A 22,898-nucleotide genomic window follows, 5' to 3' on the forward strand; every position below is an offset into this window, starting at 1 on the left:
CAAGCGCTATTACCGCTTCCAGACCTCCGACGACGGCGTGGTGGATTATTACGACGAGGATGGAAAGAGCGCGAAAAAGTTCCTGGTGAGAAAGCCGCTTTCTGGCGGTGTCATGCGCTCACCCTTCGGTTATCGCCGCCATCCCATCCTCGGCTATTCGAAGCTGCATACCGGCGTGGACTGGTCGGATGCCATCGGCACGCCCATCTATGCGGCGGGCAATGGTACGATCATCTACGCCAACTGGAAATCCGGCTACGGCAAGCACACGGAAATCCAGCATGCCAACGGCTACGTGACCACCTATTCCCACCAGTCCGGCTTCGCCCGCGGCATCCGCGAGGGCATGACGGTGCGCCAGGGCCAGCTCATCGGCTACATAGGCTCCACCGGCCTCTCCACCGGCCCGCACCTGCACTACGAAGTGAAGATCAACGGCAACTTCGTGGACCCCATGCGCATCAAGCTGCCGCGCGGGCGCGCCCTTTCCGGCAAGTTCCTCGCGGAGTTCAACAAGGAACGCGAGCGCATCGACACGCTGATGAACCATGGGCAGGCGACGCCGAAGGTGGCGGGCGTCGCCCCCGCCGGCGGCAAGCCCGCCCGCTCGGCCAGCAACTAAGCGCATGTCCCCGGGGCGCGGCGGCGCGTCACGCCCCGCGGTGCGGGGGGCCCGGGCGGAAAGGTGGTTTTCTCTTCCGCACCCCACGGCCAGAATGCGCGTCTCGCCACCGGACATGAGCCGACCATGACCCGCCTCGCCCGACGCATCCTCTGCGCCGCCGCCTTCCTCGCCCAGCCACTCGCGGCCACCGCGGCGCCGGTCGATGATTATCTCGCGGCGCGCGAGAAGGCGGTCTCGGCCGCCGTGGCAACCGCCAAGGCCGGCAGGAGCGACAGCGACGCCGCCGTCAACGCCGAGAAGGCCGCCCGCAAGGATCTCGCCGCCCGCATGGCGGCGCTTGTCGGCCCGCAGAAATTCAAGGGGCTCGGCGCGCCCGCCTTCACCCTCGAAGTATTCGTCTATGGGGACGACCTGCCCACCACCCAGCTCGACGGCATGGCCTTCGCCAACAAGGACGAGAGCGTCCGGGTGCTGGTGACGCCGGAACCGGTGTTCCAGGCGTGGCTCGCCGCCCGCGCCAGGGACAAGGAGGCGCCAGCCTCGGTCCGCGGCGGCGCGAAGGCGGTCGCCGACACCGCTTATCTCGTCAACAATGCGCTGGTCACCGGCGGTGGCGGCTATGTGCCCTACGCCACGCTGCCCGTAACCTCCGCGCCCGGCGAGACCGCTTATGCCACCCTCGGCCTCTTCACCGACGAGGCCCCGGCCGACAGCCTGCCGAACAGCATCGTGGTGGTGCGGGTGGCGGATGGGCGCGCCGTTCTGGGCATGGCGCGGGCGGAGACGGGCATGAAGGCGGTGCCGGCCTGCACACAGGTCTGGAAGCCTTATGACATCAAGGTCCAGGCGCTGCTGAAGGCCACGGAGAATGTGAGCGACCTCGAAGACCCGCGCTGGGCGGAGTTGGCGAAAGTGGAGGAAGAAGGCGCCGGCGCCTTCCGCGCCTGCCTCGCCAAGGCGCCGGAGAGCCAGGCCGCCCTCGCCGCCGCCGCCCGAAAGGCGGACACGTTCCTGCAGACCCTGCGCGGCAACTGAGCACGCAGCCCGCCATGGAGCATTTCCGGAGAAAACCGGTCCGCCCGAAATGCTCTAACTTATTGGTCGGATGCAATTTCGGACACAAAACCGCTCCGCACTTTTTCTGGCATTGCTCTAGACTTTTGATATCGCGCATTTTCTTCACGCGGACCGGCATCCACTTCGCTTGAAAATGCTCTAGCCCCTCACCCCATCGGCCAGCCGCCGGAGCCGCGTCCCGCCCATGGGCCTTCCACGCCGAAGACGGCAGGCCTCCGGGGGCACGCCGGCCACTCCATCGCTTGAACACACCCGAAGGACATCGACATGGACGCCCAGCCGAACGCCCCGGCCGAACCGGTTTCCGTAATCCGCCGCCTCGCCGCGCGCCTTGCCGGGCCGCGCGCGCTCCTGCGCCCGCTGGCGCTGGCGGCCGGGCTCGCCATCGCGCCCACCCTCGTGCACGCGGGGCCGGTGGAGGATTACATCGCCGCGCGGAACAGGCTGGCGGCCGAGGTCGCCGCCGCCGTGAAGAGCGGCGAGAACGAGGACGCCGTCGACAAACGCAGCGCGGCCGCCGTAAAGGATCTCCAGGGCCGCATGACCGCCCTCCTCGGCCCCGTGGCGTTCAAGGGCACGCAGAAGACTCCCATCTTCATGCCCTCCACCCTCGTTCCGGAATACCTGGAATCCCACGAGCCCGACGGCCTGCTGTTCTCGAGCGACGACTACGTCACCCGCTTCTTCGTCACGCCCGAGCCGGTGTTCACCGATTGGCTGGCCGCCCGCGCCAAGGACGCGGATGCGCCGGCGGTGCTGCGGGAGGGGCTGAAGGGGGCCGTGGGCTCGGGCCCGCTCTACAGCGCGGTGCTGGGCGCCGATGCCGCCTTCTACAAATACATGGACGTGCCCGTGAACGCCGGTCCCGACGAGACCGTGAACGCCGCCCTCGGCCTCTTCACCCAGAGCGGGGCGCGCAACGATGCACCGAACACCATCGTCTTCACCCGCATCGCCGGCGGGCGCGTGGTGGTGGGGGCGGCGGACGTGAAGGTCTCCATCCCCGCCCTGCCCGCCTGCAACAAGGCGTGGCGCGGCTATGAGGCCAAGTCCAAGGCCCTGATCGCGGCCGCCGAGAAATCCAAGAACGACGAGGACCCGCGCTGGCGGGAATCGGAAAAGGTGGAGGAAGAGGGCGCCGCTGCCTATCGCGCCTGCTTCGTGGCCGCGGCGCCCACCATGCCCTTCTTCGCCACCGCCACCAAGCAGGCGGAAAGCCTGCTCGCGACCGCGCGCGGGCAGTAGGCCGCACCGCCGCATCTCCCCTCACACGGCCCAAAAGCCGGCCGCGCCCTCCGGCAGCATGCCGAGGACGCGGTCGAACGCCTCTTCATCCACGTGCCGGCGCAAGGAGGCCGCCACATCGCGGATGGCGGAAGGCGGCGCGAAATTGTGGTGCCGGCGCAGGTCCTGCACTTCGCCGGTCATGGCCGCCACATCGGCGAACGGGCGCAGCGGCTCCGCCGGGTCCCAATCGGAGACGAAGATCGCCCGCACCACCGGCGGCAGCACGCCAGCGAAGCGGATGGCATCCTCCAGCGACAGGCGACAGCGAAATGCCCGCAGCACCCCCTCCACCATGGTGAAGGTCTGGTTGCGGGTGGCGAGGCCCGCCGTGTCCCGCGCATCGGCGAGGAAGCGCTCGAAATCCTCGGAGGCGTGCTGAAGGTCCATGGGGATGGGCATCGTGCCTCCGCGTTTGGGCCGCCCGCAGTGATCCCGGCAGACAACAAGAAAAAGGCCATCCCGGCGGGGATGGCCTTTCGTTTTCACACGCTAGCGCCGCACGGTCAGGCGGCCTGCTCCACGGCACCGGCCTCGCCCTGGAAGGTGAGGTGGCCGTTCTCCAGTCCGATCTTCACCGTCGCGCCGTCCAGGATGTCGCCGGCGAGGATCTTCTCGGCCAGCGGGTCCTGCACCAGCTTCTGGATGGTCCGCTTCAGCGGGCGCGCGCCATAGGCCGGGTCGTAGCCCTTCTCGGCCAGGAAGTGCCGTGCCTCGGGCGAGAGGTCCAGGGTGATCTTGCGATCCTCCAGGAGCTTCCGCAGGCGGCCCATCTGGATGTCGACGATGGCGTCCATCTGCTCCCGCTTCAGGCGGTGGAACATGACGATCTCGTCGATGCGGTTGATGAACTCCGGGCGGAAGTGGTGCCGCACCGCAGTCATCACCATGTCGTAGGCCTCCTCATCGGAAACCACCTTGTCCCCGTCGTGGCCGGGCACCTTGAAGCCGATGGGCTGGCGTGGGTCCGCCAGATACTCGGCGCCGAGGTTGGAGGTCATGACGATGAGCACGTTGCGGAAGTCCACCGTGCGCCCCTGTCCGTCCGTCAGGCGCCCGTCGTCGAGCACCTGGAGCAGGACGTTGAAGACGTCCGGATGGGCCTTCTCCACCTCGTCGAACAGCACCACCTGATAGGGCCGGCGCCGCACCGCCTCGGTGAGGGCGCCGCCCTCGTCATAGCCCACATAGCCGGGAGGAGCGCCGATGAGGCGGCTCACGGAGTGCTTCTCCATGTATTCCGACATGTCGATGCGCACCATGGCGGTCTCGTCGTCGAACAGGAACTCGGCCAGGGCCTTGGTGAGCTCGGTCTTGCCGACGCCGGTGGGGCCGAGGAACAGGAACGAGCCGATGGGCCGGTTCGGGTCCTGCAGGCCGGCGCGGGCGCGGCGCACGGCGGTCGAGACGGCGGCGACCGCCTCCGACTGGCCCACCACGCGCTTGGCCAGCTCCAGCTCCATGCGCAGCAGCTTCTCGCGCTCGCCTTCCAGCATCTTGTCCACTGGCACGCCGGTCCAGCGGGAGACGACGCCGGCGATGTGGTCGGGCGTCACCGCCTCCTCCACCATGCCGCCGCTGGCGCCCGCCTTCTCGATCTCGGCGAGCTTCTTCTCCAGCTCCGGGATCACCGAATAGGTGAGCTCGCCGGCCTTCTGGTACTCGCCCTGGCGCTGCGCGGTCTGGAGATCGGCGCGGGCCTGGTCGAGCTTGGCCTTCACGGTGGTGGCCTCGCCCAGCTTCTCCTTGTCGGACTTCCACTTGGAGGTGAGGACGGACGCCTTCTCCTCCAGCTCCGCCAGCTCCTTCTCGAGCTTCTTGAGCCGGTCCTTGGAGGCGGTGTCGGTTTCCTTCTTCAGCGCCTCCTGCTCGATGCGCAGGCGCACGATCTCGCGGTCGAGACTGTCCAGCTCCTCGGGCTTGCTGTCGACCTGCATGCGCAGGCGCGAGGCGGCCTCGTCCACGAGGTCGATGGCCTTGTCGGGCAGGAAGCGATCCGTGATGTAGCGGTTGGAGAGCACGGCTGCCGACACCAGCGACGAATCGGTGATGCGCACGCCGTGATGCAGCTCGTACTTCTCCTTCAGGCCGCGCAGGATGGAGACGGTATCCTCCACCGTGGGCTCGGAGACGAACACGGGCTGGAAGCGCCGCGCCAGCGCCGCGTCCTTCTCCACATGCTTCCTGTACTCATCGAGCGTGGTCGCGCCGACGCAGTGCAGCTCACCGCGCGCGAGCGCGGGCTTCAGCAGGTTGGAGGCGTCCATGGCGCCGTCGGTCTTGCCGGCGCCCACCAGTGTGTGCATCTCGTCGATGAACAGGATGATGCCGCCTTCCGCGCTCTCCACCTCGGACAGCACGCTCTTCAGGCGCTCCTCGAACTCGCCGCGATATTTCGCGCCGGCGATGAGGGAGCCCATGTCGAGGGAAAGCAGGCTCTTGTCCTTCAGGCTCTCCGGCACGTCGCCGTCCACGATGCGGCGGGCGAGGCCCTCCACGATCGCGGTCTTGCCGACGCCGGGCTCGCCGATGAGCACGGGATTGTTCTTGGTGCGGCGGGCCAGCACCTGGATGGTGCGGCGGATCTCCTCGTCGCGGCCGATGACCGGGTCGAGCTTGCCGTCCCGCACGGCCTGGGTCAGGTCGCGGGCATATTTCTTGAGCGCGTCATAAGCATTCTCGGCGGTGGCGGTGTCCGCGGTGCGGCCCTTGCGCAGGGCCTCGATGGCCGCGTTCAGGCTCTGCGGGTTCACGCCCGCCGTGGCCAGGATCTTGCCGGCCTCGGTATCCTTCTCGATGGCGAGGGCGAGCAGCATCCGCTCGACGGTCACATAGCCGTCGCCGGCCTTCTTGGCCGCCTGCTCCGCCGCGTCGAACACGCGGGCGATGGGCTGGGACAGGTAGACCTGCCCGGAGCCGCCCGAAACCTTCGGCAGCTTGGCGAGCGCGGCTTCCACATCGGCGCGCACCAGCGTGGGATTGCCGCCCGCGCGCTGGATGAGGCCGGAGCACAGGCCCTCGGGATCGTCCATCAGCACCTTGAGCAGGTGCTCGGGCACGAACTGCTGATGGCCCTCCCGCACCGCCAGCGACTGGGCAGACTGGACGAAGCCGCGCGCGCGCTCGGTGTAGGTGTCGAAATTCATGTTGCATCTCCTCCTTTTCGCGCCCGGCACCTCCTGTCGAAGCATGCGGGGCGCGCTGGGGCACGGTCCCGGCATCCCCGGCAACCGCCGCGCGAGGTCACCCTCGCGCCGAAGCTCATGTGGGTGCGGCTTGGCGGCAACGGAAGAGGGGATGAGCCACGAAAAGACGGAACGCCCCCGCTCCAGGCCGTCGCGGCGCGGGTTGACGGCAGCGCGGCGGAGTGGGAACCCGCGGGGACAGCTTGCGCCCCGAGGCCCGTCATGACCGCGCTGCCCTCCCCTTCCACCCCTCCGGCTCTGCCGCCCGCCACCGTCACCGCGCTCTACCGCCATCCGGTGAAGGGCCTGTCCCCGGAGCCGCTGGAGCGTGTGCGGCTCGAAGCCGGCGCCTTCTTTCCCGCCGACCGGCTCTATGCGGTGGAGAACGGCCCATCGGGCTTCGACCCGGACGCCCCCGCCTATCGCCAGAAGACCGCCTTCCTGATGCTGATGCGCGACGCGCGCCTCGCCGCGCTCGAAAGCCGCTATGACGACGAAAGCCGGGTGCTCACCCTGTTCCTCGAAGGGGTGGAGGCCGCGCGCGGAAACCTCGCCACCGGGGAGGGGCGCGCGCAGATCGCCGCCTTCCTTACCTTCTTCATGGGGGAGGAGGCGCGCGGGCCGCTCAAGGTGCTGACCGCGCCGGAGGGCTTCCGCTTCACCGATTCCCTGCGCTCCGGCTTCGTGTCCCTGCTCGGCCTCGCGAGCGTGCGGGACCTTTCGCGGCGGATGGGGGCGGAGCTGGACCCCAGGCGCTTCCGCATGAACCTCCACCTGGAGGGCTGGCCTCCCGGCGCCGAGCTGGAGCTGAAGGGCCGGGAGATCGACATCGGCGGCGCCCGCCTCGCCATCGTGAAGCGCACCGAGCGCTGCGCGGCGGTGAATGTCGATCCCGCGACCGCCCGGCGCGACCTGAACGTGGTGAAGGCCCTGGTGCAGGCCTACGGCCACGCCGACTGCGGCGTCTATGCCAAGGTCGTGGGCTCCGGCGAGGTGCGGATCGGCGATGCCGTGACGCTGGTGTCATGAACGCCGGCGAGTGACACAAATACGTTGAATCCCGCCGCTATACGGTGCGATCAGGCGGTTTGCGCCGGATGCTCCGCGCACGCGGAATTCGTGCACGGCTGCGGCCGGGCAGAGAGAACATGGGGGAACCAATGTCGGACACGGCGGCCGCTGGGCACGTCTACAACGTTCTTTTCCTGTGCACGAAGAACGCCGCGCGCTCCATCATGGCCGAGGCCATCCTGAACAAGGACGGCGGCGGCCGCTTCCGGGCCTATTCGGCGGGCACCCATCCCGGCAACGGCGTGCACCCCCTCGCCGTGCTGACCCTGCACCGCTTCGGCTACCCCACCCAAGGCGTGGGGCCGAAGAGCTGGGACGAATTCGCCAAGCCCGGCGCCCCGCAGATGGACTTCGTCATCACCGTCTGCGACGACGCCGCCGGCGAGGAATGCCCGGTGTGGCCCGGCCACCCCATCACCGCGCACTGGGGCATCGAGAACCCGGCCCTCACGGAGGGCACGAGCGTGGACAAGGAGGCGGCCTTCAACCGCGCCTTCCATTACCTCAAGTCCCGCATCTCCGTGTTCGACGCCCTGCCCGTCGCCACCCTGGACAAGCTGGCCCTCCAGAGCCGGCTCAAGGAGATCGGGCAGATGGACGGCGCGAGCGGCACCCCCGCCGCCTGAACCCGGCCCCGGCGCCGCGCAGGACAGGGACCGACGGGGCCCGAGGCTTGACGTTCCGGCCCGTGCGGCGCACTAGAGGGCATGGAACCGGCAAGCCTCGTCTTATTCGCGGCCGTGCTGACCTTGGGCGCCGCCAGCCCCGGCCCGGCGGTGGTGGCCCTGGTGGCGCGCACGCTCGCGCGCGGCCGGGCCGGATCCCTCGCCTTCATCCTGGGCCTCGCCACCGGCGACATCATCTGGCTCGCGGCGGCCGCTTTGGGCCTTGCCGCCCTCGCGGCCGCGCTCGGCAGCCTCTTCTTCTTCGTCCGCCTCGCGGGCGCCGCCTACCTGCTCCACATGGCCTGGCGGCTCTGGACGGCGCCGGCCGCCGCGCCCGGCGATGCCGCCCTGCCCGAGCCGCGCTCCGCGCTCGGCCTCTATGGCGCCGGGGTGGCGCTGACGCTGGGCAATCCGAAGACCATGGCCTTCTACCTCGCCCTGCTGCCCACGCTGGTGGATCTCGGCACGCTGTCCATGCTCGGCTTCGGCGAGATGAGCGCCGTCATCCTGGTGGTGCTGCCGGCCGTCTTCGCCGCCTACGTGCACCTGACGGATCGCGCGCGGCGCTTCATCGCCTCGCGCCGGGCCATGCGCGCCCTCAACCGCGCCTGTGGCGTCGCCCTGGCGGGGGCGGCGGTGAGCGTCGCCACCAAATAACCGCGTGTTTGCGCTAGATTCGCAACACGCTGAAACCCGATTCGAGACCCGAGATCGAGATCCCCATGGCCGAACCCGTGCCCGCTGAATCCCCCGACGATTACGGCGCCCAGTCCATCCAGGTGCTGAAGGGCCTGGACGCGGTGCGCAAGCGTCCGGGCATGTATATCGGCGACACCGACGACGGCTCGGGCCTCCACCACATGGTCTACGAGGTGGTGGACAACGCCATCGACGAGGCGCTGGCCGGCTGGGCCCACGAGGTCACCGTCACCCTCAATGCCGATGGCTCGGTGACCGTGACCGACGACGGCCGCGGCATCCCCACCGACCTCCACCCGGAAGAGGGCGTGTCGGCGGCCGAGGTCATCATGACCCAGCTGCATGCGGGCGGTAAGTTCAACCAGAATTCCTACAAGGTCTCCGGCGGCCTGCACGGCGTGGGCGTCTCGGTCGTGAACGCGCTTTCCACCACGCTCGAACTCACCATCTGGCGCGATGGCAAGGAGCACTTCATGCGCTTCCGCCATGGCGACGCGGAAGCGCCGCTGAAGGTGGTGGGCGAGGTGCCGGCCGGCAAGCGCGGGACCAAGGTCACCTTCGTGCCCAGCCCCGAGACCTTCACCCACATCGCATTCGATTACGCCACTCTGGAACACCGCCTGCGCGAGCTGGCCTTCCTCAATTCCGGCGTGCTGATTGTGCTTACCGACGCGCGCGGCCCCGAGCCGAAGCGCGAGGAGCTGCACTATGAAGGCGGCGTCGAGGCGTTCGTGAAGTATCTCGACCGCTCGAAGGCCGCGCTCATCCCCAAGCCCATCGTGATCCGCGCCGAGCGCGACGGCATCACCGTGGAGGCCGCGCTTTCGTGGAACGACGGATACCACGAAAACGTGCTGTGCTTCACAAACAACATCCCGCAGCGTGACCGCGGCACGCACTTCACCGGCTTCGCCGCCGCCCTCACGCGGCAGGTGATCGGCTATGCCAACGGCTCCGGCATCGCCAAGAAGGAGAAGGTGGACCCCACCGGCGAGGACTGCCGCGAAGGCCTCACCTGCGTGCTCTCGGTGAAGGTGCCGGACCCGAAATTCTCCTCCCAGACCAAGGACAAGCTGGTCTCCTCCGAGGTCCGCCCGGTGGTGGAGAGCCTGGTGAGCGAGGCGCTGACCAACTGGTTCGAGGAGAACCCCGGCGAGGCCAAGGCGGTGATCGGCAAGGTGGTGGAGGCCGCCGCCGCGCGCGAGGCCGCCCGCCGCGCCCGCGACCTGACCCGCCGCAAGAGCCCCCTCGACATCGCCTCCCTGCCCGGCAAGCTCGCCGACTGCCAGGAGCGCGACCCGGCCAAGTCCGAGCTGTTCCTGGTCGAGGGTGACTCGGCCGGCGGCTCCGCCAAGCAGGGCCGCGACCGGGCCTTCCAGGCGGTGCTGCCCCTGCGCGGCAAGATCCTCAACGTGGAGCGCGCCCGCTTCGACAAGATGCTCTCCTCCGAGCAGATCGGCACGCTCATCACCGCGCTCGGCACCGGCATCGGCCGCGACGACTTCGACCTCTCGAAGCTGCGCTACCACAAGATCATCATCATGACCGACGCGGACGTGGACGGCGCCCACATCCGCACCCTGCTGCTCACCTTCTTCTTCCGGCAGATGCCGCAGATCGTGGAAGCCGGGAATCTCTTCATCGCCCAGCCCCCGCTCTACAAGGTCACGCGCGGCAAGTCCGAGACCTACCTGAAGGACGAGAAGGCGCTTGAGGACTACCTCATCACCGCCGGGCTGGACGAGGCCTCACTGCGGCTCGCCTCCGGCGAGGTGCGCACCGGCGCCGACCTCGCCCATCTGGTGGAGGTGGCCCGGCATTTCCGCGGCGCGCTCCACGCCCTGCACCCGCGCTACAATCGCGCGGTGGCGGAGCAGGCGGCCCTGGCCGGCGCCCTCTCCGCATCGGTCGCGGCCGATATGGAGCACGCCGGCCGCGCGGCCGCCCAGGTGGCGCAGCGGCTCGACACCCTGGCAGAGGAGACCGAGCGCGGCTGGACCGGCGCGGCCGACGAAACCGGCTTCACCTTCTCGCGCACGGTGCGCGGCGTGCAGGAGGTGGCGCGGCTCGACGCCGCTTTCGTCACCTCACCGGAAGCCCGCCGGCTCGATACCCTGGCCCGCGACATGGAGGGCGTCTTCACCGACGGCGCCAGCCTGAAGCGCAAGGGCGACGAGGAGGCGCTCCACGGCCCGGTGGACCTGTTCGACGCCGTCACCGACGCCGGCCGCAAGGGCCTGTCTCTCCAGCGCTACAAAGGCCTGGGCGAGATGAACCCGGAGCAGCTCTGGGAAACCACCCTCGACCGGAACGCCCGCTCCCTGCTGCAGGTGAGGGTGAAGGAAGTGGACGCCGCCGACGACCTCTTCAACCGCCTGATGGGCGACGTGGTGGAGCCGCGGCGCGAGTTCATCCAGGAGAACGCCCTGCGCGCCAGCGTGGACGTGTGAGGCGCCACCCCGCGCCCCACGGCGCGGGAAAAGGGGGAGCGCGCCGCCTTGCCGACGGCGGCCGGCGGCGGCTATCTCTTGCCGCGATGAGGCCGGCCGATGGTGCGGCCGGACGCCGAGAGCCGCCGCATGACCCGGACCCCTTCCGCCAGCACCGTTCCTTCGCTCCGCGCCTTCGCGGTCGAGGACCTGTCCGCCGATCAGGCCGCCCGCGAGCACAAGGCCCTCGCCACCGAGATCGCGGGCCACGACGCCGCCTATTACCGTGAGGACGCCCCCGTCGTCTCGGACGCGGACTACGACGCCCTGCGCCGCCGCTACGAGGAGATCGAGCAGCGCTTCCCCACCCTCGCCGGGGCGGACAGCCTTTCCGCGAAGGTGGGCGCCGCGCCGGTGGAGAAGTTCGGCAAGGTCACCCACCAGGTGCCCATGCTCTCCCTGGCCAACGCCTTCACCGACATCGAGGTGGAGGAGTTCGTGGGCCGGGTGAAGCGCTTCCTGGGCCTCGGCGAGGGGGAGGAGGTCGCCTTCACCGCCGAGCCCAAGATCGACGGCCTCTCCTGCTCGCTGCGCTACGTGAACCGCCGGCTGGAGGTGGCCGCCACCCGCGGCGACGGCACCGAGGGCGAGGACGTGACCGCCAACGTGCGCACCATCGCCGAAATCCCGCAGGTGCTGGAGGGCGACGGCGTGCCCGACATCATCGACGTGCGCGGCGAGGTCTACATGGCGGTGGCCGACTTCGAGGCGCTCAACGCCCGCCAGGAGGCCGCGGGCGAAAAGGTATTCGCGAACCCGCGCAACGCCGCTGCCGGCTCCCTGCGCCAGCTCGACCCCGCCGTCACCGCCGCCCGGCCGCTGAAGTTCTTCGCCTATGCCTGGGGCGAGGCGGCCACCCTGCCGGCGGAGACGCAGATGGGCATGGTGGAAGCCTTCGCGCGCTGGGGCTTCCCCACCAATCCGCTCACCGTGGTGGTGCGCTCCGCGCGCGAGCTGGTCGCCCATTACCATGGCATCGAGGAACGGCGGGCGACGCTCGGCTACGACATCGACGGCGTGGTCTACAAGGTGAACGCGCTGGACCTGCAGCGGCGGCTCGGCTTCGTCTCCCGCTCACCGCGCTGGGCCATAGCCCACAAGTTCCCGGCCCAGCAGGCCATGACCCTGCTGGAGGACATCGAGATCCAGGTGGGCCGCACCGGCGCGCTCACCCCGGTGGCGAAGCTCGCGCCCATCACGGTGGGCGGGGTGGTGGTGTCCTCCGCCACGCTGCACAACGAGGACGAGATCCAGCGCAAGGACATCCGCATCGGCGACACGGTGGTGGTGCAGCGCGCCGGCGACGTGATCCCCCAGGTGGTGCGGGTGCTGGAGGAGCGCCGGCCCGAGGGCGCCGTGCCTTATGTCTTCCCCACCGTGTGCCCGGCCTGCGGCTCCCATGCGGTGCGCGAGGTGGATGTGAAGACCGGCAAGGTGGACGTCGTGCGCCGCTGCACCGGCGGTCTCGTCTGTCCGGCCCAGATGGTGGAGCGCCTGCGCCACTTCGTCTCCCGCAACGCCTTCGACATCGAGGGCCTGGGCGAGAAGCAGGTGCACGCGCTCTATGAATGGGACCTCATCAAGTCCCCGGCCGACATCTTCACCCTGGAAACGCGCAACGCCGCCAACCTCCAGCGGCTGGAGAATCGCGAGGGCTGGGGCAAGACCTCAGCCAGCAATCTGTTCGCGGCCATCGAGGGGCGGCGGAAGGTGGCGGTGGACCGCTTCGTGTTCGCCCTCGGCATCCGCCATGTGGGCGAGACCAACGCCAAGCGCCTGATGCGCCATTTCGGCACCGTGGAGGCGCTGGAACAGGTGGCGCTGGCCGCGCGGATGCCCGGCGAGGAGCACCCCAAGGGCAATGCCGGCTGGCAGGAGCTGATCGCCATCGACGGCATCGGCGACGTGGTGGCGGAAGCGGTGATGGAATTCTTCGCCGAGCCCAACAACCGCGAGGTGGTGGCCGCCCTGCTCGCCCATGTGACGCCCGAGCCCATGGAGCAGGTGGCCGCGGCGAGCCCGGTCTCGGGCAAGACCGTGGTGTTCACCGGGTCGCTGGAGAAGATGACCCGCGACGAGGCCAAGGCCATGGCCGAGCGCCTGGGCGCGAAGGTGGCGGGCTCGGTCTCGGCCAAGACCGACCTCGTGGTGGCGGGCCCCGGCGCCGGCTCCAAGCTGGAGAAGGCGCAGGCCCTGGGCGTCAAGGTCATCACCGAGGACGCGTGGTTCGAGCTGGTGGGCTGAGGTCCCCCTCGCCGGCGCGCGCATTCCACCCCCGCCGGCGAGGTGATATAGGATTGCTCCAATGTGAGCGGCGGCCGCTTTCCCCTGCCCCGGGGCCGCGACGAAGGTCCGCCCCGCCCAAGCCCTTCCGGGCGCCTGCCGCCCGCTTGCCCGCACCGCCAGAGCGCAGAGCTGCCATGACCTCTTCCGCCGCGCCATCCCCCGCGCCCCGCCGCCCGCACCGGGTGGGCCTGTTCTGCACCTGCCTCGTGGACACCATCCGCCCCTCGGTGGGCTTCGCGGCGGCGAAGCTGCTGGAGGATGCCGGCTGCGAGGTGGACGTGCCGCGCCAGACCTGCTGCGGCCAGCCGGCCTTCAACTCCGGCGACCGCGCCACCGCCCGCGCCCTGGCCGACCAGACCATCGCCGCCTTCGAGGGCTTCGACTACGTGGTGGCGCCCTCCGGTTCCTGCGCCGGCATGATGAAGGCGCACTATCCCGAGCTGTTCGCCGGCGAGCCGGACGGCATGATCCGCGCCGAGCGCTTCTGCGCCAAGGTGTTCGAGCTCACCTCGTTCCTCGTGGACGTGCTGGGTGTGATCCATGTGGACGCGCGCTACGAGGGCACCGTCACCTATCACGACAGCTGCTCGGGCCTGCGCGAGCTGAAGGTGAGGGACCAGCCCCGCGCGCTGCTCGCCTCGGTGGAGGGGCTGGAGCTGGTGGAGATGGCCGACGCCGACACCTGCTGCGGCTTCGGCGGCACCTTCTGCGTGAAATATCCGGACATCTCCAACGCCATCGTCGGCAAGAAGGCGCAGAATGCCCTCGCCTCCGGCGCCGACACGCTGCTCGCGGGCGATCTCGGCTGCCTCATGAACATGGCCGGCAAGCTCCAGCGCGAGGGCCGGGAGATCGCCGTGCGCCACGTGGCGGAAGTGCTCGCCGGCATGGGGGACGCGCCCGCCATCGGTGCCCCCAAACCCGCCGGCAGCAAGGGCTGAGCACAGGGAGCACCGCCATGAGCGTCGCCATCACATCGCCCCGCCTCAAGGAGAACGCCGCCGCGGCGCTTGAGGATGCCCAGCTCCAGGAGGCCCTCGCCAAGGTGGGCCCCGGCTTCATCGGCAAGCGCCGCGCCGCGGCCGAGAAGATGCCCGAGTTCGAGGACCTGCGCGACAGCGCGCGGGACATCAAGAACCACACCCTCGCCCATCTCGACCTCTACCTAGAGCGGTTCGAGGAGAAGGTGCGCGCCGCCGGCGGCCATGTGCACTTCGCGGTGGACGCGGCCGACGCCCGCGCCATCGTCACCGACATCTGCCGCCGCCTCGGCGCGAAGACGGTGACCAAGGGCAAGAGCATGATCTCGGAGGAGATCGGCCTCAACGACCACCTGGAGGCGCAGGGCATCGTCCCGGTCGAGACCGACCTCGGCGAATATCTCATCCAGATCCGGGGCGAGACGCCGTCCCACATCATCGCCCCCGCCATTCACCTCAACAAGCGGCAGGTGGAGGCGGACTTCCGCCGCGTGCACACCGACCTGCCGGCGGACCGCGACCTCTCCGAGCCCACCTCCCTCCTGGCGGAGGCGCGCGGCGAGCTGCGGCAGAAGTTCCTGGTCGCGGATGTCGGCATCACCGGCGCCAATTTCCTGGTCGCGGAGACCGGCACCTCGGTGCTCGTGACCAACGAGGGCAACGGCGACCTCACCCAGACCCTGCCCAAGGCGCACATCGTGCTCGCCTCGCTGGAGAAGCTGGTGCCGACGCTGGAGGACGCCATGCAGATGCTGCGCGTGCTCGCCCGCTCGGCCACCGGGCAGGACATGAGCGTCTACACCAGCTTCTCCACCGGCCCACGCCGCGCCGACGACCCGGACGGGCCCGGCGAATACCATGTGGTGCTGCTCGACAACGGCCGCTCGGCCATGCTCCAGGGCGAGCTGCGGGAGATGCTGCGCTGCATCCGCTGCGGCGCCTGCATCAACCATTGCCCCGTCTACCACGCCATCGGCGGCCATGCCTACGGCTGGGTCTATCCCGGCCCCATGGGCTCGGTGCTCACGCCGGCGCTCATCGGCGTGGAGAAGGGGGCGAACCTGCCCAACGCCTCCACCTTCTGCGGCCGGTGCGAGGAGGTGTGCCCAGTGCGCATTCCCCTGCCGAAGCTCATGCGGCACTGGCGGGAGAAGGAGTTCGAGCGCCACCTCACCCCGGCGCCGCAGCGCTACGGGCTGAAGGTGTGGAGCTTCCTCGCCACGCGCGGCTGGCTCTACCGGCCCGCCACCCGGCTCGCCATGGCGGCGCTGGGCGCGCTCGGCCGCGCCAGGGGCCGCTTCTCCGCCTTGCCGCTCGCCGGCGGGTGGACGAGGCACCGCGACTTTCCCGCCCCCGAGGGCGACACCTTCCAGGCCCAGTGGCGCGCCCGCAGGGCCGCGAACCGGAGCACCGCGCGATGACCAGCTCCCGCGATACCGTCCTCGCCTCCGTCCGCCGGGCGCTGGGGGTCACCTCGAAGGAGGCGCCGCGCCGCCAGGAGGTGGCCGATCGGCTCGCGGGGCACCCGGCCGGCGTGGTGCCGGCCCGCGGCCAGCTGCCTGCGGGCGAGCGCCTCGCCCTGTTCAAGGAGATGGTGCTGGCGGCGGCCGCCACCCTCGACCACCTGCCCACCGACGCCCAGGTGCCCGGCGCCATCGCCGCCTACCTGCGCGCGCGCAACCTGCCGGCGACCCTGCTGCGCGGCGCGGACGAGCGCCTCTCCGTCCTGCCCTGGGCCGACGAGCCCCAGCTCGACGTGTGGATCGGCCCTTCCGACGGGCGCCAGCTCGTGGGCCTGTCCCACGCCTTCGCCGGGGTGGCGGAATCGGGCACGCTGGTGCTGCTCTCGGGGCAGGAGAACCCCACGACCCTCAACTTCCTGCCGGACCACCACCTCGTGCTCATCGACGCGCGTGATGTCGCGGGTGACTATGAGGCGGTGTGGGCCCGCATCCGCGCCCGCTTCGCGCCCGGAACGCTGCCGCGCACGGTGAACATGGTCACCGGCCCCTCGCGCTCGGCGGACATCGAGCAGACCCTTCTCCTGGGCGCGCACGGCCCGCGCAGCCTGCATGTGCTGCTGGTGGGCGAGGCCGCCTGACGTTCCGGAAAATGATGCCGTTGCGCAACGCTTCCGGTGCAAATGCGGGCCACCGGCCGACTGTTGCCAAGGTGAAGCAAACTTGGCTTGCCGCCCGGCACGATTGACGGCAGAACTCGGCTGTCACGATCCATGGTGCCCAAATGACGTTGAGCTTGCGCTTTGCCGTGGCGCTGTTCGCAGCGCTGTTCCTGACCGCCACCGGCCGGCCCGCCGCCGCTCAGGGCACCCCCCACGTCTACCTCATGCGCGGCCTCGCCAACGTGTTCTCCCTGGGCATGGACGATCTGGCCGCCAAGCTCAACGCGCGCGGCATCCCCGCCCAGGTGTATGAGTACGGCCAGTGGGAGCAGGTGGCGGCCCAGGCCTCCGCGGTGAGCAAGTCCGAGCGCGGCTCGCCCATCATCATCATCGGCCATTCGCTGGGCGCCGACGCCGCCATTGAGGCGGGCGAGCGGCTCACCGCCCTCGGCACCCCCGCGAAGCTGGTCGTCACCTTCGATCCCGTGGGTGTCAGCACCGTGGGCAGGGCCTCCGGCCGGTTCGTGAACTACTACCAGGCCAACAACGGCTACGGAAAGCGCCTCACCGCCGGCCCCGGCTTCCGCGGCAAGCTGGTGAACCGCGACCTCGACGGCGTGGCCTCCATTGACCACTTCAACATCGAGAAGATGCCGAAGCTGCATTCCGAAGTGATGGCTTCCATCCAGGCCCTCAAGTCGCGGCCGAAGCCGAAGCCCGCGCCCGCCGCCCCGGCGGTGACGCCCGCCTCGGAATCCGCCGGCACCAGGCCGCCCGCCCCGCTGCCGGCTTCCGGCTCCGGCGAGCGCGCCGCCAGCGCCACCAGCCAGAAGGCCATGTGACACGAAACGCGCGCCGCGGGAGCAGATCCAGCGCGGCAGCGCCGGCTGAGCTGAACGCAAGGGCCGCGGCTTCCGCAGGGAGCCGCGGCCCTTGCGCATTTGGCGGCCTCGCGGGTTCCCCAGGGCAAGGAAGCGCCCGTTTCCAAAGCCTCCGGCAAGCTCCGCGTGCTTCATTCGGGTGCTGGTACCCATCATGCCGCCACAGAGCGGCAGCACGGCACCTGAACCGGATCAAGTAGAGTTGTGTCGAGGCGAGGGAACGCCATCGTGTTCAACTACATAATAACGCTACTTGGCATCTTCACGAGGGGGCTGGGTCTTAAGATCGTCCTCTGTTTCATGCCACCGATAGTGGCCGCGTGGACATTTTTCATCCTTCACCTGATAAACCTGTATCAGTTTCATTCGGAATACTTCACGCAGACGCTGGTTCTGGGGCTGCTCGGCATTGCCGTGGGCAGTGTTATTGTCTGCGTCCTCATTCTCTCCATCGTCCCGCCGCTGCGGCGGATCGTGGATATCACCTCCGCGCTGCAGCACGGCAGGACCGACTTCACCATCCCCTACCAGGCCCGCAAGGATGAGATCGGCGACCTCGCCCGCTCGTTCGAGGTGCTGCGCGAGGGCCTCATCAAGGCGGCCAAGCTCGAAGCCGCCAACCGCGCCGAGGCGGAGGCGAAGATCGCCCACGGCACCCGCATCGCCGGCCTCGCCCGGAACTTCGAGGCGGTCATCAAGGCGGTGGTAGGCAGCCTCACCGGCGCCGCGGGCGACCTGCAGGCGAGTGCCGCCGCCATGCTGACGGCCTCGCAGCAGACCCAGCAGCAGAGCAACGTGGTGGCTTCCGCCTCGCAGGACGCCTCCTCGAACGTGCAGGCGGTGGCCGGCGCCACGGAGCAGATGACCGTCTCCAGCCGCGAGATCGGCCGGCAGGTGTCCAACGCCTCGCAGATGGCCGCCGCCGCCGTGCAGGAGGCCAACCGCACCGGCACCGTGGTGGACCGCCTCGCCCGCGACGCCGAGAAGATCGGCTCGGTGATCCAGCTCATTCAGGAGATCACGGCGCAGACCAACCTGCTCGCCCTCAACGCCACCATAGAGGCAGCGCGGGCGGGAGACGCGGGCCGCGGCTTCGCGGTGGTGGCGAACGAGGTGAAATCCCTCGCCGCGCAGACCGCCAAGGCCACCGGCGAGATCGCGACGCAGATCACCGACATCCAGACCGCGACCAGCTCCACGGTGGATGCCATCAAGGGCATCAGCGATTCCATCGCCGACATCAGCGATGTCGCCTCGGCGGTCGCCTCCGCCGCGCAGCAGCAGGTGACGGCGACGGCCGAGATCTCCGACAACGTGCAGCAGGCGGCCCTCGGCACCGGCGAGATTTCGCGGAACATCGCCGGCGTGGCGGAGGCGGTGGACCAGACCAGCACGGTCGCCAGCGCCGTGCTGAACGCCGCCAACCAGCTCGCCACGGAAGCCGAAAGCCTGCGCCGGGAGGTCGAAACCTTCCTCGCCGCCCTCGACAAGGCCTGATCGGGGGCTCGCGCGAGCGGGTCCCTCATCGCGGCCGGGACGCGGCGCGGTGGCTTCGCGCCGGGCATCCGATTCGGCCCCTGCCCCGGCATGCACGACATCGGCGAAAGAGGGCAAGGACCGGCCCGCGTCTTCTTCAAGCGGCGAGGACACGCCTGAACACGGCCGCTCCGGCACCGGAGAGGCCCGGCCCCAAGCCGTCGGCTCCAGTCCTCGGCCGGTGCCGGGGCGCGCTTCGCTCAAGCACCATGATGGCTTCACCAAAGACCCATGAGAAAACCTCACGGGCCATTGGTCTCAGCCATTGAGCGCCCTCAGCGCCGCTTCGTGCAGGGCCGGCGTGGCGGCGGCCACCACCTTGCCGTCGGAGGCAAGACCGAGCGGGCGGCCCTGCCAGTCGGTCATGACCCCGCCCGCGCCCTCCACCACCGGCACCAGCGCCATGAAATCGTAGGGCTGAAGCGCGGTCTCCACCACTAGGTCGCAATGGCCGGAGGCGAGAAGGCCGTACTGGTAGCAATCGCCGCCGAAGCGGCGCATGGCGCCCTGGCGGCTCAGCGCGTCGTACCGCGCCCAGTCCTCAGGCGTGAAGAAATCCGGCGAGGTGGTGTAGACGCGCGCGTCCGCCAGCGCCGTGCAGCCGCTCACCCGCGCCGGCGCGCCGTTCAGCGTGGCGCGGCCCAGCAGGCCCACCCAGCGCTCGCCGAGGGGCGGCACCTCGATCACCCCCACCTGCGGCACGCCCTTCTCCGCGAAGGCGATGAGCGCGCCGAACAGAGGCATGCCGGTGATGAAGCTCTTGGTGCCGTCGATGGGGTCGATGACCCACAGATGATCGTCGCCGCCGGTCATGCCCGCTTCCTCGCCGAGGATGGCGTGGCCGGGGAAGCGGGCGGCGATGGCCTCGCGCAGGGCGGCCTCGATGGCCTTGTCGGCGATGGTCACGGGGCTCTCGTCCGCCTTGCGCTCGAAGGCGGTGGTCTTGCGGAAATGCGCCCGCGCCAGGGTGCGCGCGGTGTCGGCGAGCGTGGCGGCGAAGGCGGCGACGAGATCCGCGTCGATATCGGTCATGGAATTCCCCTCTTTCCGCAGGCGGCCTCGCGATACGCCCACGGCCTGCGGCCGGCCCACAGCGGCCCTTGCGACAACCCACAAAAACCTCTCTTTGCCACACAAAGCAATATGATTTTGTGGATTTTCGTTGACTTCACCGCGACGCAGCAGGAATCATATGTGGGTTCGCGGGCTTCACGGGGCACGCACCGAACCGCCGCAATGCCCGCGGCAGAGCCACCCGAGCCAAGGGCGCGTGAGCTTTCTCACGGGCTCCTGGTCAAGCCCGCGCGGCGTTTGAGCGAAACCCACTTGGCGCGGTCGCGGACCGGGGCCGATGGTATCAGGGGATATTCATGGCTGAGTTTCCGACCCAGGCCCAGGTCGTCATCGTCGGCGGCGGCATCATCGGCACGTCCACCGCCTATCACCTCGCCAAGCTGGGCTTCAAGGACACGGTGCTCATCGAGCGCCACAAGCTCACCTCGGGCTCCACCTTCCACGCCGCCGGCCTCGTCGGGCAATTGCGCTCCAACGCCAACATCACCCAGCTGCTGGGTGAATCGGTGAAGATCTACCAGACGCTGGAGCAGGAGACGGGCCTTGCCACCGGCTGGAAGATGAACGGCGGCCTGCGCCTCGCCTGCACCGAGGAGCGCTGGACCGAGGTGAAGCGCCAGGCCACCACCGCCCGCTCCTTTGGGCTCGAGATGCACCTGCTCACCCCGAAGGAGGCGCAGGAACTGTGGCCGCTCATGGACATCTCCGACGTGGTGGGCGCCGCCTTCCTGCCCACCGACGGGCAGGCCAATCCCTCCGACATCACCGGCTCCCTCGCCAAGGGCGCGCGCATGAACGGCGCCCGCATCTTCGAGGATACCGAGGTCACCGGCTTCAAGGTCGAGAACGGCCGCGTCACCGTGGTGGAGACGAGCCGCGGGCCCATCCGCTGCGAGATCGTGGTGAACTGCGCCGGCCAGTGGGCCCGCGAGGTGGGCGCCATGGTGGGGGTGAACGTGCCCCTGGTCTCGGTGGAGCACCAGTACATGGTGACCGAGCGCATCGCCGGCGTCACCTCGACCCTGCCCACCCTGCGCGATCCCGATCGCCTCACCTATTACAAGGAGGAGGTGGGCGGCCTCGTCATGGGCGGCTACGAGCCGAACCCCATTCCCTGGGCGGTGGGCGGCTTCCCCGAGAAGTTCAACTTCCAGCTTCTTCAGTCGAACTTCGACCATTTCGAGCAGCTCATGGAGCTGGCGCTGGGCCGCGTGCCGGCGCTCCAGACCGCCGGCATCAAGCAGCTCATCAACGGGCCCGAGAGCTTCACGCCCGACGGCAACTTCATCCTGGGCCAGGCGCCTGAGTTGACCGGCTTCTACGTGGGCGCGGGCTTCAACGCCTTCGGCATCGCCTCCGGCGGCGGCGCGGGCAAGGTGCTGGCGGAATGGATCGCCGGCGGCGAGCCGCCCTATGACCTCTCACCCGTGGACATCCTGCGCTTCGGCCGCAACCACCAGGACGTGAACTGGGTGCGCAAGCGCACGCTGGAGGCCTATGCCAAGCACTACACCATCGCCTGGCCGCACGAGGAGCACAAAAGCGGGCGCCCGCTGCGCCGCTCGCCGCTCTACGACCGGCTGAAGGCGCAGGGCGCCGTGTTCGGCGAGAAGCTGGGCTGGGAGCGGCCCAACTGGTTCGCCGCCGAGGGCGAGGAGGCGCGGGACCACTACACCTTCGGCCGCCCCAACTGGACCGACGCCGTGGCGCGCGAGCATAAGGCCACCCGCGAAAGCGTGAGCGTGTTCGACCAGACCTCGTTCGCGAAATTCATGCTGATCGGCAAGGACGCGGAAGCCGCGCTCTCTTATGTCAGCGCCGGTGACATGACGCGGCCCGCGGGCACGCTCACCTATGCCCCCATGCTGAATGCCCGCGGCGGCATCGAATGCGACCTCACGGTGGGGCGGCTCGCGGCGGACACCTATTACATCGTCGCCGGAACCGGCGCCGCCACGAAGGATTTCGACTGGCTGAAGCGCCGCCTGCCGGCGGGCCTCGACGCGCACCTCGTGGACGTCTCCTCCATGTATGCGGTGCTGGCGCTCATGGGCCCGAACGCCCGCAAGGTGCTCGAAAAGCTCACCCGCGACGATGTTTCCAACGCCGCCTTCCCGTTCGCCACCGTGCGCAACATCAATGTCGCCGGCGCGCCGGTGATGGCGCTGCGCCTCACCTTCGTGGGCGAGCTGGGCTGGGAGCTGCACATTCCCGTGGAGTTCGCCGCCACCGTCTATGAGGCGGTCATGGAGGCGGGGGCGGAGTTCGGCATCCGCAACGCCGGCTACCGCGCCATCGAGACCCTGCGCCTGGAGAAGGGCTATTGGGCCTCGGGCTCCGACATCGGCCCCGACCACACCCCGTTCGAAAGTGGCCTCGGCTGGGCGATCAAGCGTGACACCGGCACGCCCTTCATCGGCCGCGAGGCGCTGGAGCGGAAGCGGGTCGAGCCGCTGAAGAAGCGCCTCGCCTGCTTCACGGTGGACGACCCGGAGGTGGTGCTGCTGGGCCGCGAGACCATCTACCGCGATGGCGAGCGGGTGGGCTGGCTGTCCTCCGGCGGCTTCGGCCACACCGTGGGCAAGCCCATCGGCTACGGCTACGTGCGTCGGCCCGAGACCGGCCTCGACGATGCCTTCGTGCTCTCGGGCAGCTACGAGCTCGATGTGGCGACGGTCCGGGTGCCGGCCAAGGTGCACCTCTCGCCGCTCTACGACCCCGAGATGAAGAAGATCCTCGCCTGACCGGCGGGTGACGCCCGCGCCGCCGTTCGCCCCTCGTGCGGCGGCGCGGGCCCTCGATTCCCAGCCGCAACCCGAAGCGAAAGGAGAGACCTCGTCCTGCCCCCAAAATAGTCACAGGAAGCCGCAAATTCGCGCACGCGGGTTGCGAAAAAACAAAATATGCTCCGCTTCATTCCTGGG

The 22,898-nt window shown here is 69.5% G+C and carries 17 protein-coding genes (1 of these 17 cut by a window edge); 14 read left to right on the top strand and 3 right to left on the bottom strand.

Annotated elements, in window-relative coordinates; all coding sequences use genetic code 11:
- The 3 genes from V5F75_RS03095 to V5F75_RS03105 all read left to right on the top strand — a co-directional run.
- Positions 1-622, top strand: partial view of a M23 family metallopeptidase gene (locus V5F75_RS03095; protein WP_394033034.1) — the end only. It extends 1,373 nt beyond the left edge of the window; the window shows 622 of its 1,995 coding nt (coding positions 1,374-1,995); its start codon lies beyond the left edge, outside the window; it ends in the stop codon at positions 620-622.
- A gap of 126 nt (positions 623-748) precedes the next feature.
- On the top strand, positions 749-1,660 hold the full coding sequence (locus V5F75_RS03100; protein ID WP_394033035.1) for a hypothetical protein: 912 nt from the start codon (positions 749-751) through the stop codon (positions 1,658-1,660).
- 309 nt (positions 1,661-1,969) lie between these two features.
- Positions 1,970-2,947 (top strand): hypothetical protein, encoded by a 978-nt coding sequence (locus V5F75_RS03105; protein WP_394033036.1) that lies wholly within the window; start codon positions 1,970-1,972, stop codon positions 2,945-2,947.
- 21 nt (positions 2,948-2,968) lie between these two features.
- Here V5F75_RS03105 and V5F75_RS03110 read toward each other — a convergent pair whose 3' ends face one another.
- Complete coding sequence (locus V5F75_RS03110; RefSeq protein WP_394033037.1) at positions 2,969-3,388, bottom strand: DUF2267 domain-containing protein; 420 nt, start codon at positions 3,386-3,388, stop codon at positions 2,969-2,971.
- A gap of 104 nt (positions 3,389-3,492) precedes the next feature.
- Complete coding sequence (clpB, locus tag V5F75_RS03115) at positions 3,493-6,132, bottom strand: ATP-dependent chaperone ClpB (protein ID WP_394033038.1); 2,640 nt, start codon at positions 6,130-6,132, stop codon at positions 3,493-3,495.
- Positions 6,133-6,393: 261 nt separating this feature from the next.
- Here clpB and V5F75_RS03120 point away from each other — a divergent pair, with 261 nt between their 5' ends.
- The 10 genes from V5F75_RS03120 to V5F75_RS03165 all read left to right on the top strand — a co-directional run bounded on the left by V5F75_RS03120 (position 6,394) and on the right by V5F75_RS03165 (position 18,861).
- Positions 6,394-7,200, top strand: coding sequence for an MOSC domain-containing protein (locus V5F75_RS03120; protein ID WP_394033039.1), 807 nt, complete (start codon positions 6,394-6,396; stop codon positions 7,198-7,200).
- A 131-nt stretch (positions 7,201-7,331) separates the two neighbouring features.
- The gene (locus V5F75_RS03125) at positions 7,332-7,868 is read left to right on the top strand and encodes an arsenate reductase ArsC (protein WP_394033040.1); all 537 of its coding nucleotides are present in this window, start codon (positions 7,332-7,334) and stop codon (positions 7,866-7,868) included.
- A gap of 114 nt (positions 7,869-7,982) precedes the next feature.
- Positions 7,983-8,564, top strand: a complete 582-nt coding sequence (locus V5F75_RS03130) for a LysE family transporter (RefSeq protein ID WP_509212138.1) — start codon at positions 7,983-7,985, stop codon at positions 8,562-8,564.
- A 65-nt stretch (positions 8,565-8,629) separates the two neighbouring features.
- Positions 8,630-11,056: a DNA topoisomerase (ATP-hydrolyzing) subunit B gene (gene gyrB / locus V5F75_RS03135; RefSeq protein ID WP_394033042.1), complete on the top strand. Its 2,427-nt coding sequence runs from the start codon at positions 8,630-8,632 to the stop codon at positions 11,054-11,056.
- A gap of 129 nt (positions 11,057-11,185) precedes the next feature.
- Positions 11,186-13,339, top strand: a complete 2,154-nt coding sequence (ligA, locus tag V5F75_RS03140) for an NAD-dependent DNA ligase LigA (protein WP_394033043.1) — start codon at positions 11,186-11,188, stop codon at positions 13,337-13,339.
- Between the two features lie 176 nt (positions 13,340-13,515).
- Entirely contained in the window at positions 13,516-14,322 is an 807-nt protein-coding gene (locus tag V5F75_RS03145) for a (Fe-S)-binding protein (RefSeq protein ID WP_394033044.1), read from the top strand.
- A gap of 17 nt (positions 14,323-14,339) precedes the next feature.
- Complete coding sequence (locus V5F75_RS03150; protein WP_394033045.1) at positions 14,340-15,782, top strand: LutB/LldF family L-lactate oxidation iron-sulfur protein; 1,443 nt, start codon at positions 14,340-14,342, stop codon at positions 15,780-15,782.
- Complete coding sequence (locus V5F75_RS03155; protein ID WP_394033046.1) at positions 15,779-16,462, top strand: LutC/YkgG family protein; 684 nt, start codon at positions 15,779-15,781, stop codon at positions 16,460-16,462. The genes V5F75_RS03150 and V5F75_RS03155 overlap by 4 nt, the downstream gene beginning before the upstream one ends.
- 143 nt (positions 16,463-16,605) lie before the next feature.
- Positions 16,606-17,325: an alpha/beta hydrolase family protein gene (locus tag V5F75_RS03160; RefSeq protein WP_394033047.1), complete on the top strand. Its 720-nt coding sequence runs from the start codon at positions 16,606-16,608 to the stop codon at positions 17,323-17,325.
- Between the two features lie 453 nt (positions 17,326-17,778).
- Entirely contained in the window at positions 17,779-18,861 is a 1,083-nt protein-coding gene (locus V5F75_RS03165) for a methyl-accepting chemotaxis protein (protein ID WP_394033048.1), read from the top strand.
- A gap of 297 nt (positions 18,862-19,158) precedes the next feature.
- On the opposite strand, the gene hisN is transcribed toward V5F75_RS03165, so the two are convergent.
- Positions 19,159-19,932 (bottom strand): histidinol-phosphatase, encoded by a 774-nt coding sequence (hisN, locus tag V5F75_RS03170; protein WP_394033049.1) that lies wholly within the window; start codon positions 19,930-19,932, stop codon positions 19,159-19,161.
- A 338-nt stretch (positions 19,933-20,270) separates the two neighbouring features.
- Here hisN and V5F75_RS03175 point away from each other — a divergent pair, with 338 nt between their 5' ends.
- Complete coding sequence (locus V5F75_RS03175; RefSeq protein WP_394033050.1) at positions 20,271-22,718, top strand: GcvT family protein; 2,448 nt, start codon at positions 20,271-20,273, stop codon at positions 22,716-22,718.
- Positions 22,719-22,898 lie beyond the last annotated feature (180 nt).

Source organism: Xanthobacter albus (assembly GCF_043194895.2).
Taxonomy (GTDB): domain Bacteria; phylum Pseudomonadota; class Alphaproteobacteria; order Rhizobiales; family Xanthobacteraceae; genus Xanthobacter.

Bases quoted from the DNA above. Each gene is read 5' to 3' on its own strand.
- V5F75_RS03100 (WP_394033035.1), top strand. From the start codon at position 749: ATGACCCGCCTCGCCCGACGCATCCTCTGCGCCGCCGCCTTCCTCGCC.
- V5F75_RS03105 (WP_394033036.1), top strand. From the start codon at position 1,970: ATGGACGCCCAGCCGAACGCCCCGGCCGAACCGGTTTCCGTAATCCGC.
- V5F75_RS03110 (WP_394033037.1), bottom strand. From the start codon at position 3,388: ATGCCCATCCCCATGGACCTTCAGCACGCCTCCGAGGATTTCGAGCGC.
- clpB (WP_394033038.1), bottom strand. From the start codon at position 6,132: ATGAATTTCGACACCTACACCGAGCGCGCGCGCGGCTTCGTCCAGTCT.
- V5F75_RS03120 (WP_394033039.1), top strand. From the start codon at position 6,394: ATGACCGCGCTGCCCTCCCCTTCCACCCCTCCGGCTCTGCCGCCCGCC.
- V5F75_RS03125 (WP_394033040.1), top strand. From the start codon at position 7,332: ATGTCGGACACGGCGGCCGCTGGGCACGTCTACAACGTTCTTTTCCTG.
- gyrB (WP_394033042.1), top strand. From the start codon at position 8,630: ATGGCCGAACCCGTGCCCGCTGAATCCCCCGACGATTACGGCGCCCAG.
- ligA (WP_394033043.1), top strand. From the start codon at position 11,186: ATGACCCGGACCCCTTCCGCCAGCACCGTTCCTTCGCTCCGCGCCTTC.
- V5F75_RS03145 (WP_394033044.1), top strand. From the start codon at position 13,516: ATGACCTCTTCCGCCGCGCCATCCCCCGCGCCCCGCCGCCCGCACCGG.
- V5F75_RS03150 (WP_394033045.1), top strand. From the start codon at position 14,340: ATGAGCGTCGCCATCACATCGCCCCGCCTCAAGGAGAACGCCGCCGCG.
- V5F75_RS03155 (WP_394033046.1), top strand. From the start codon at position 15,779: ATGACCAGCTCCCGCGATACCGTCCTCGCCTCCGTCCGCCGGGCGCTG.
- V5F75_RS03160 (WP_394033047.1), top strand. From the start codon at position 16,606: ATGACGTTGAGCTTGCGCTTTGCCGTGGCGCTGTTCGCAGCGCTGTTC.
- hisN (WP_394033049.1), bottom strand. From the start codon at position 19,932: ATGACCGATATCGACGCGGATCTCGTCGCCGCCTTCGCCGCCACGCTC.
- V5F75_RS03175 (WP_394033050.1), top strand. From the start codon at position 20,271: ATGGCTGAGTTTCCGACCCAGGCCCAGGTCGTCATCGTCGGCGGCGGC.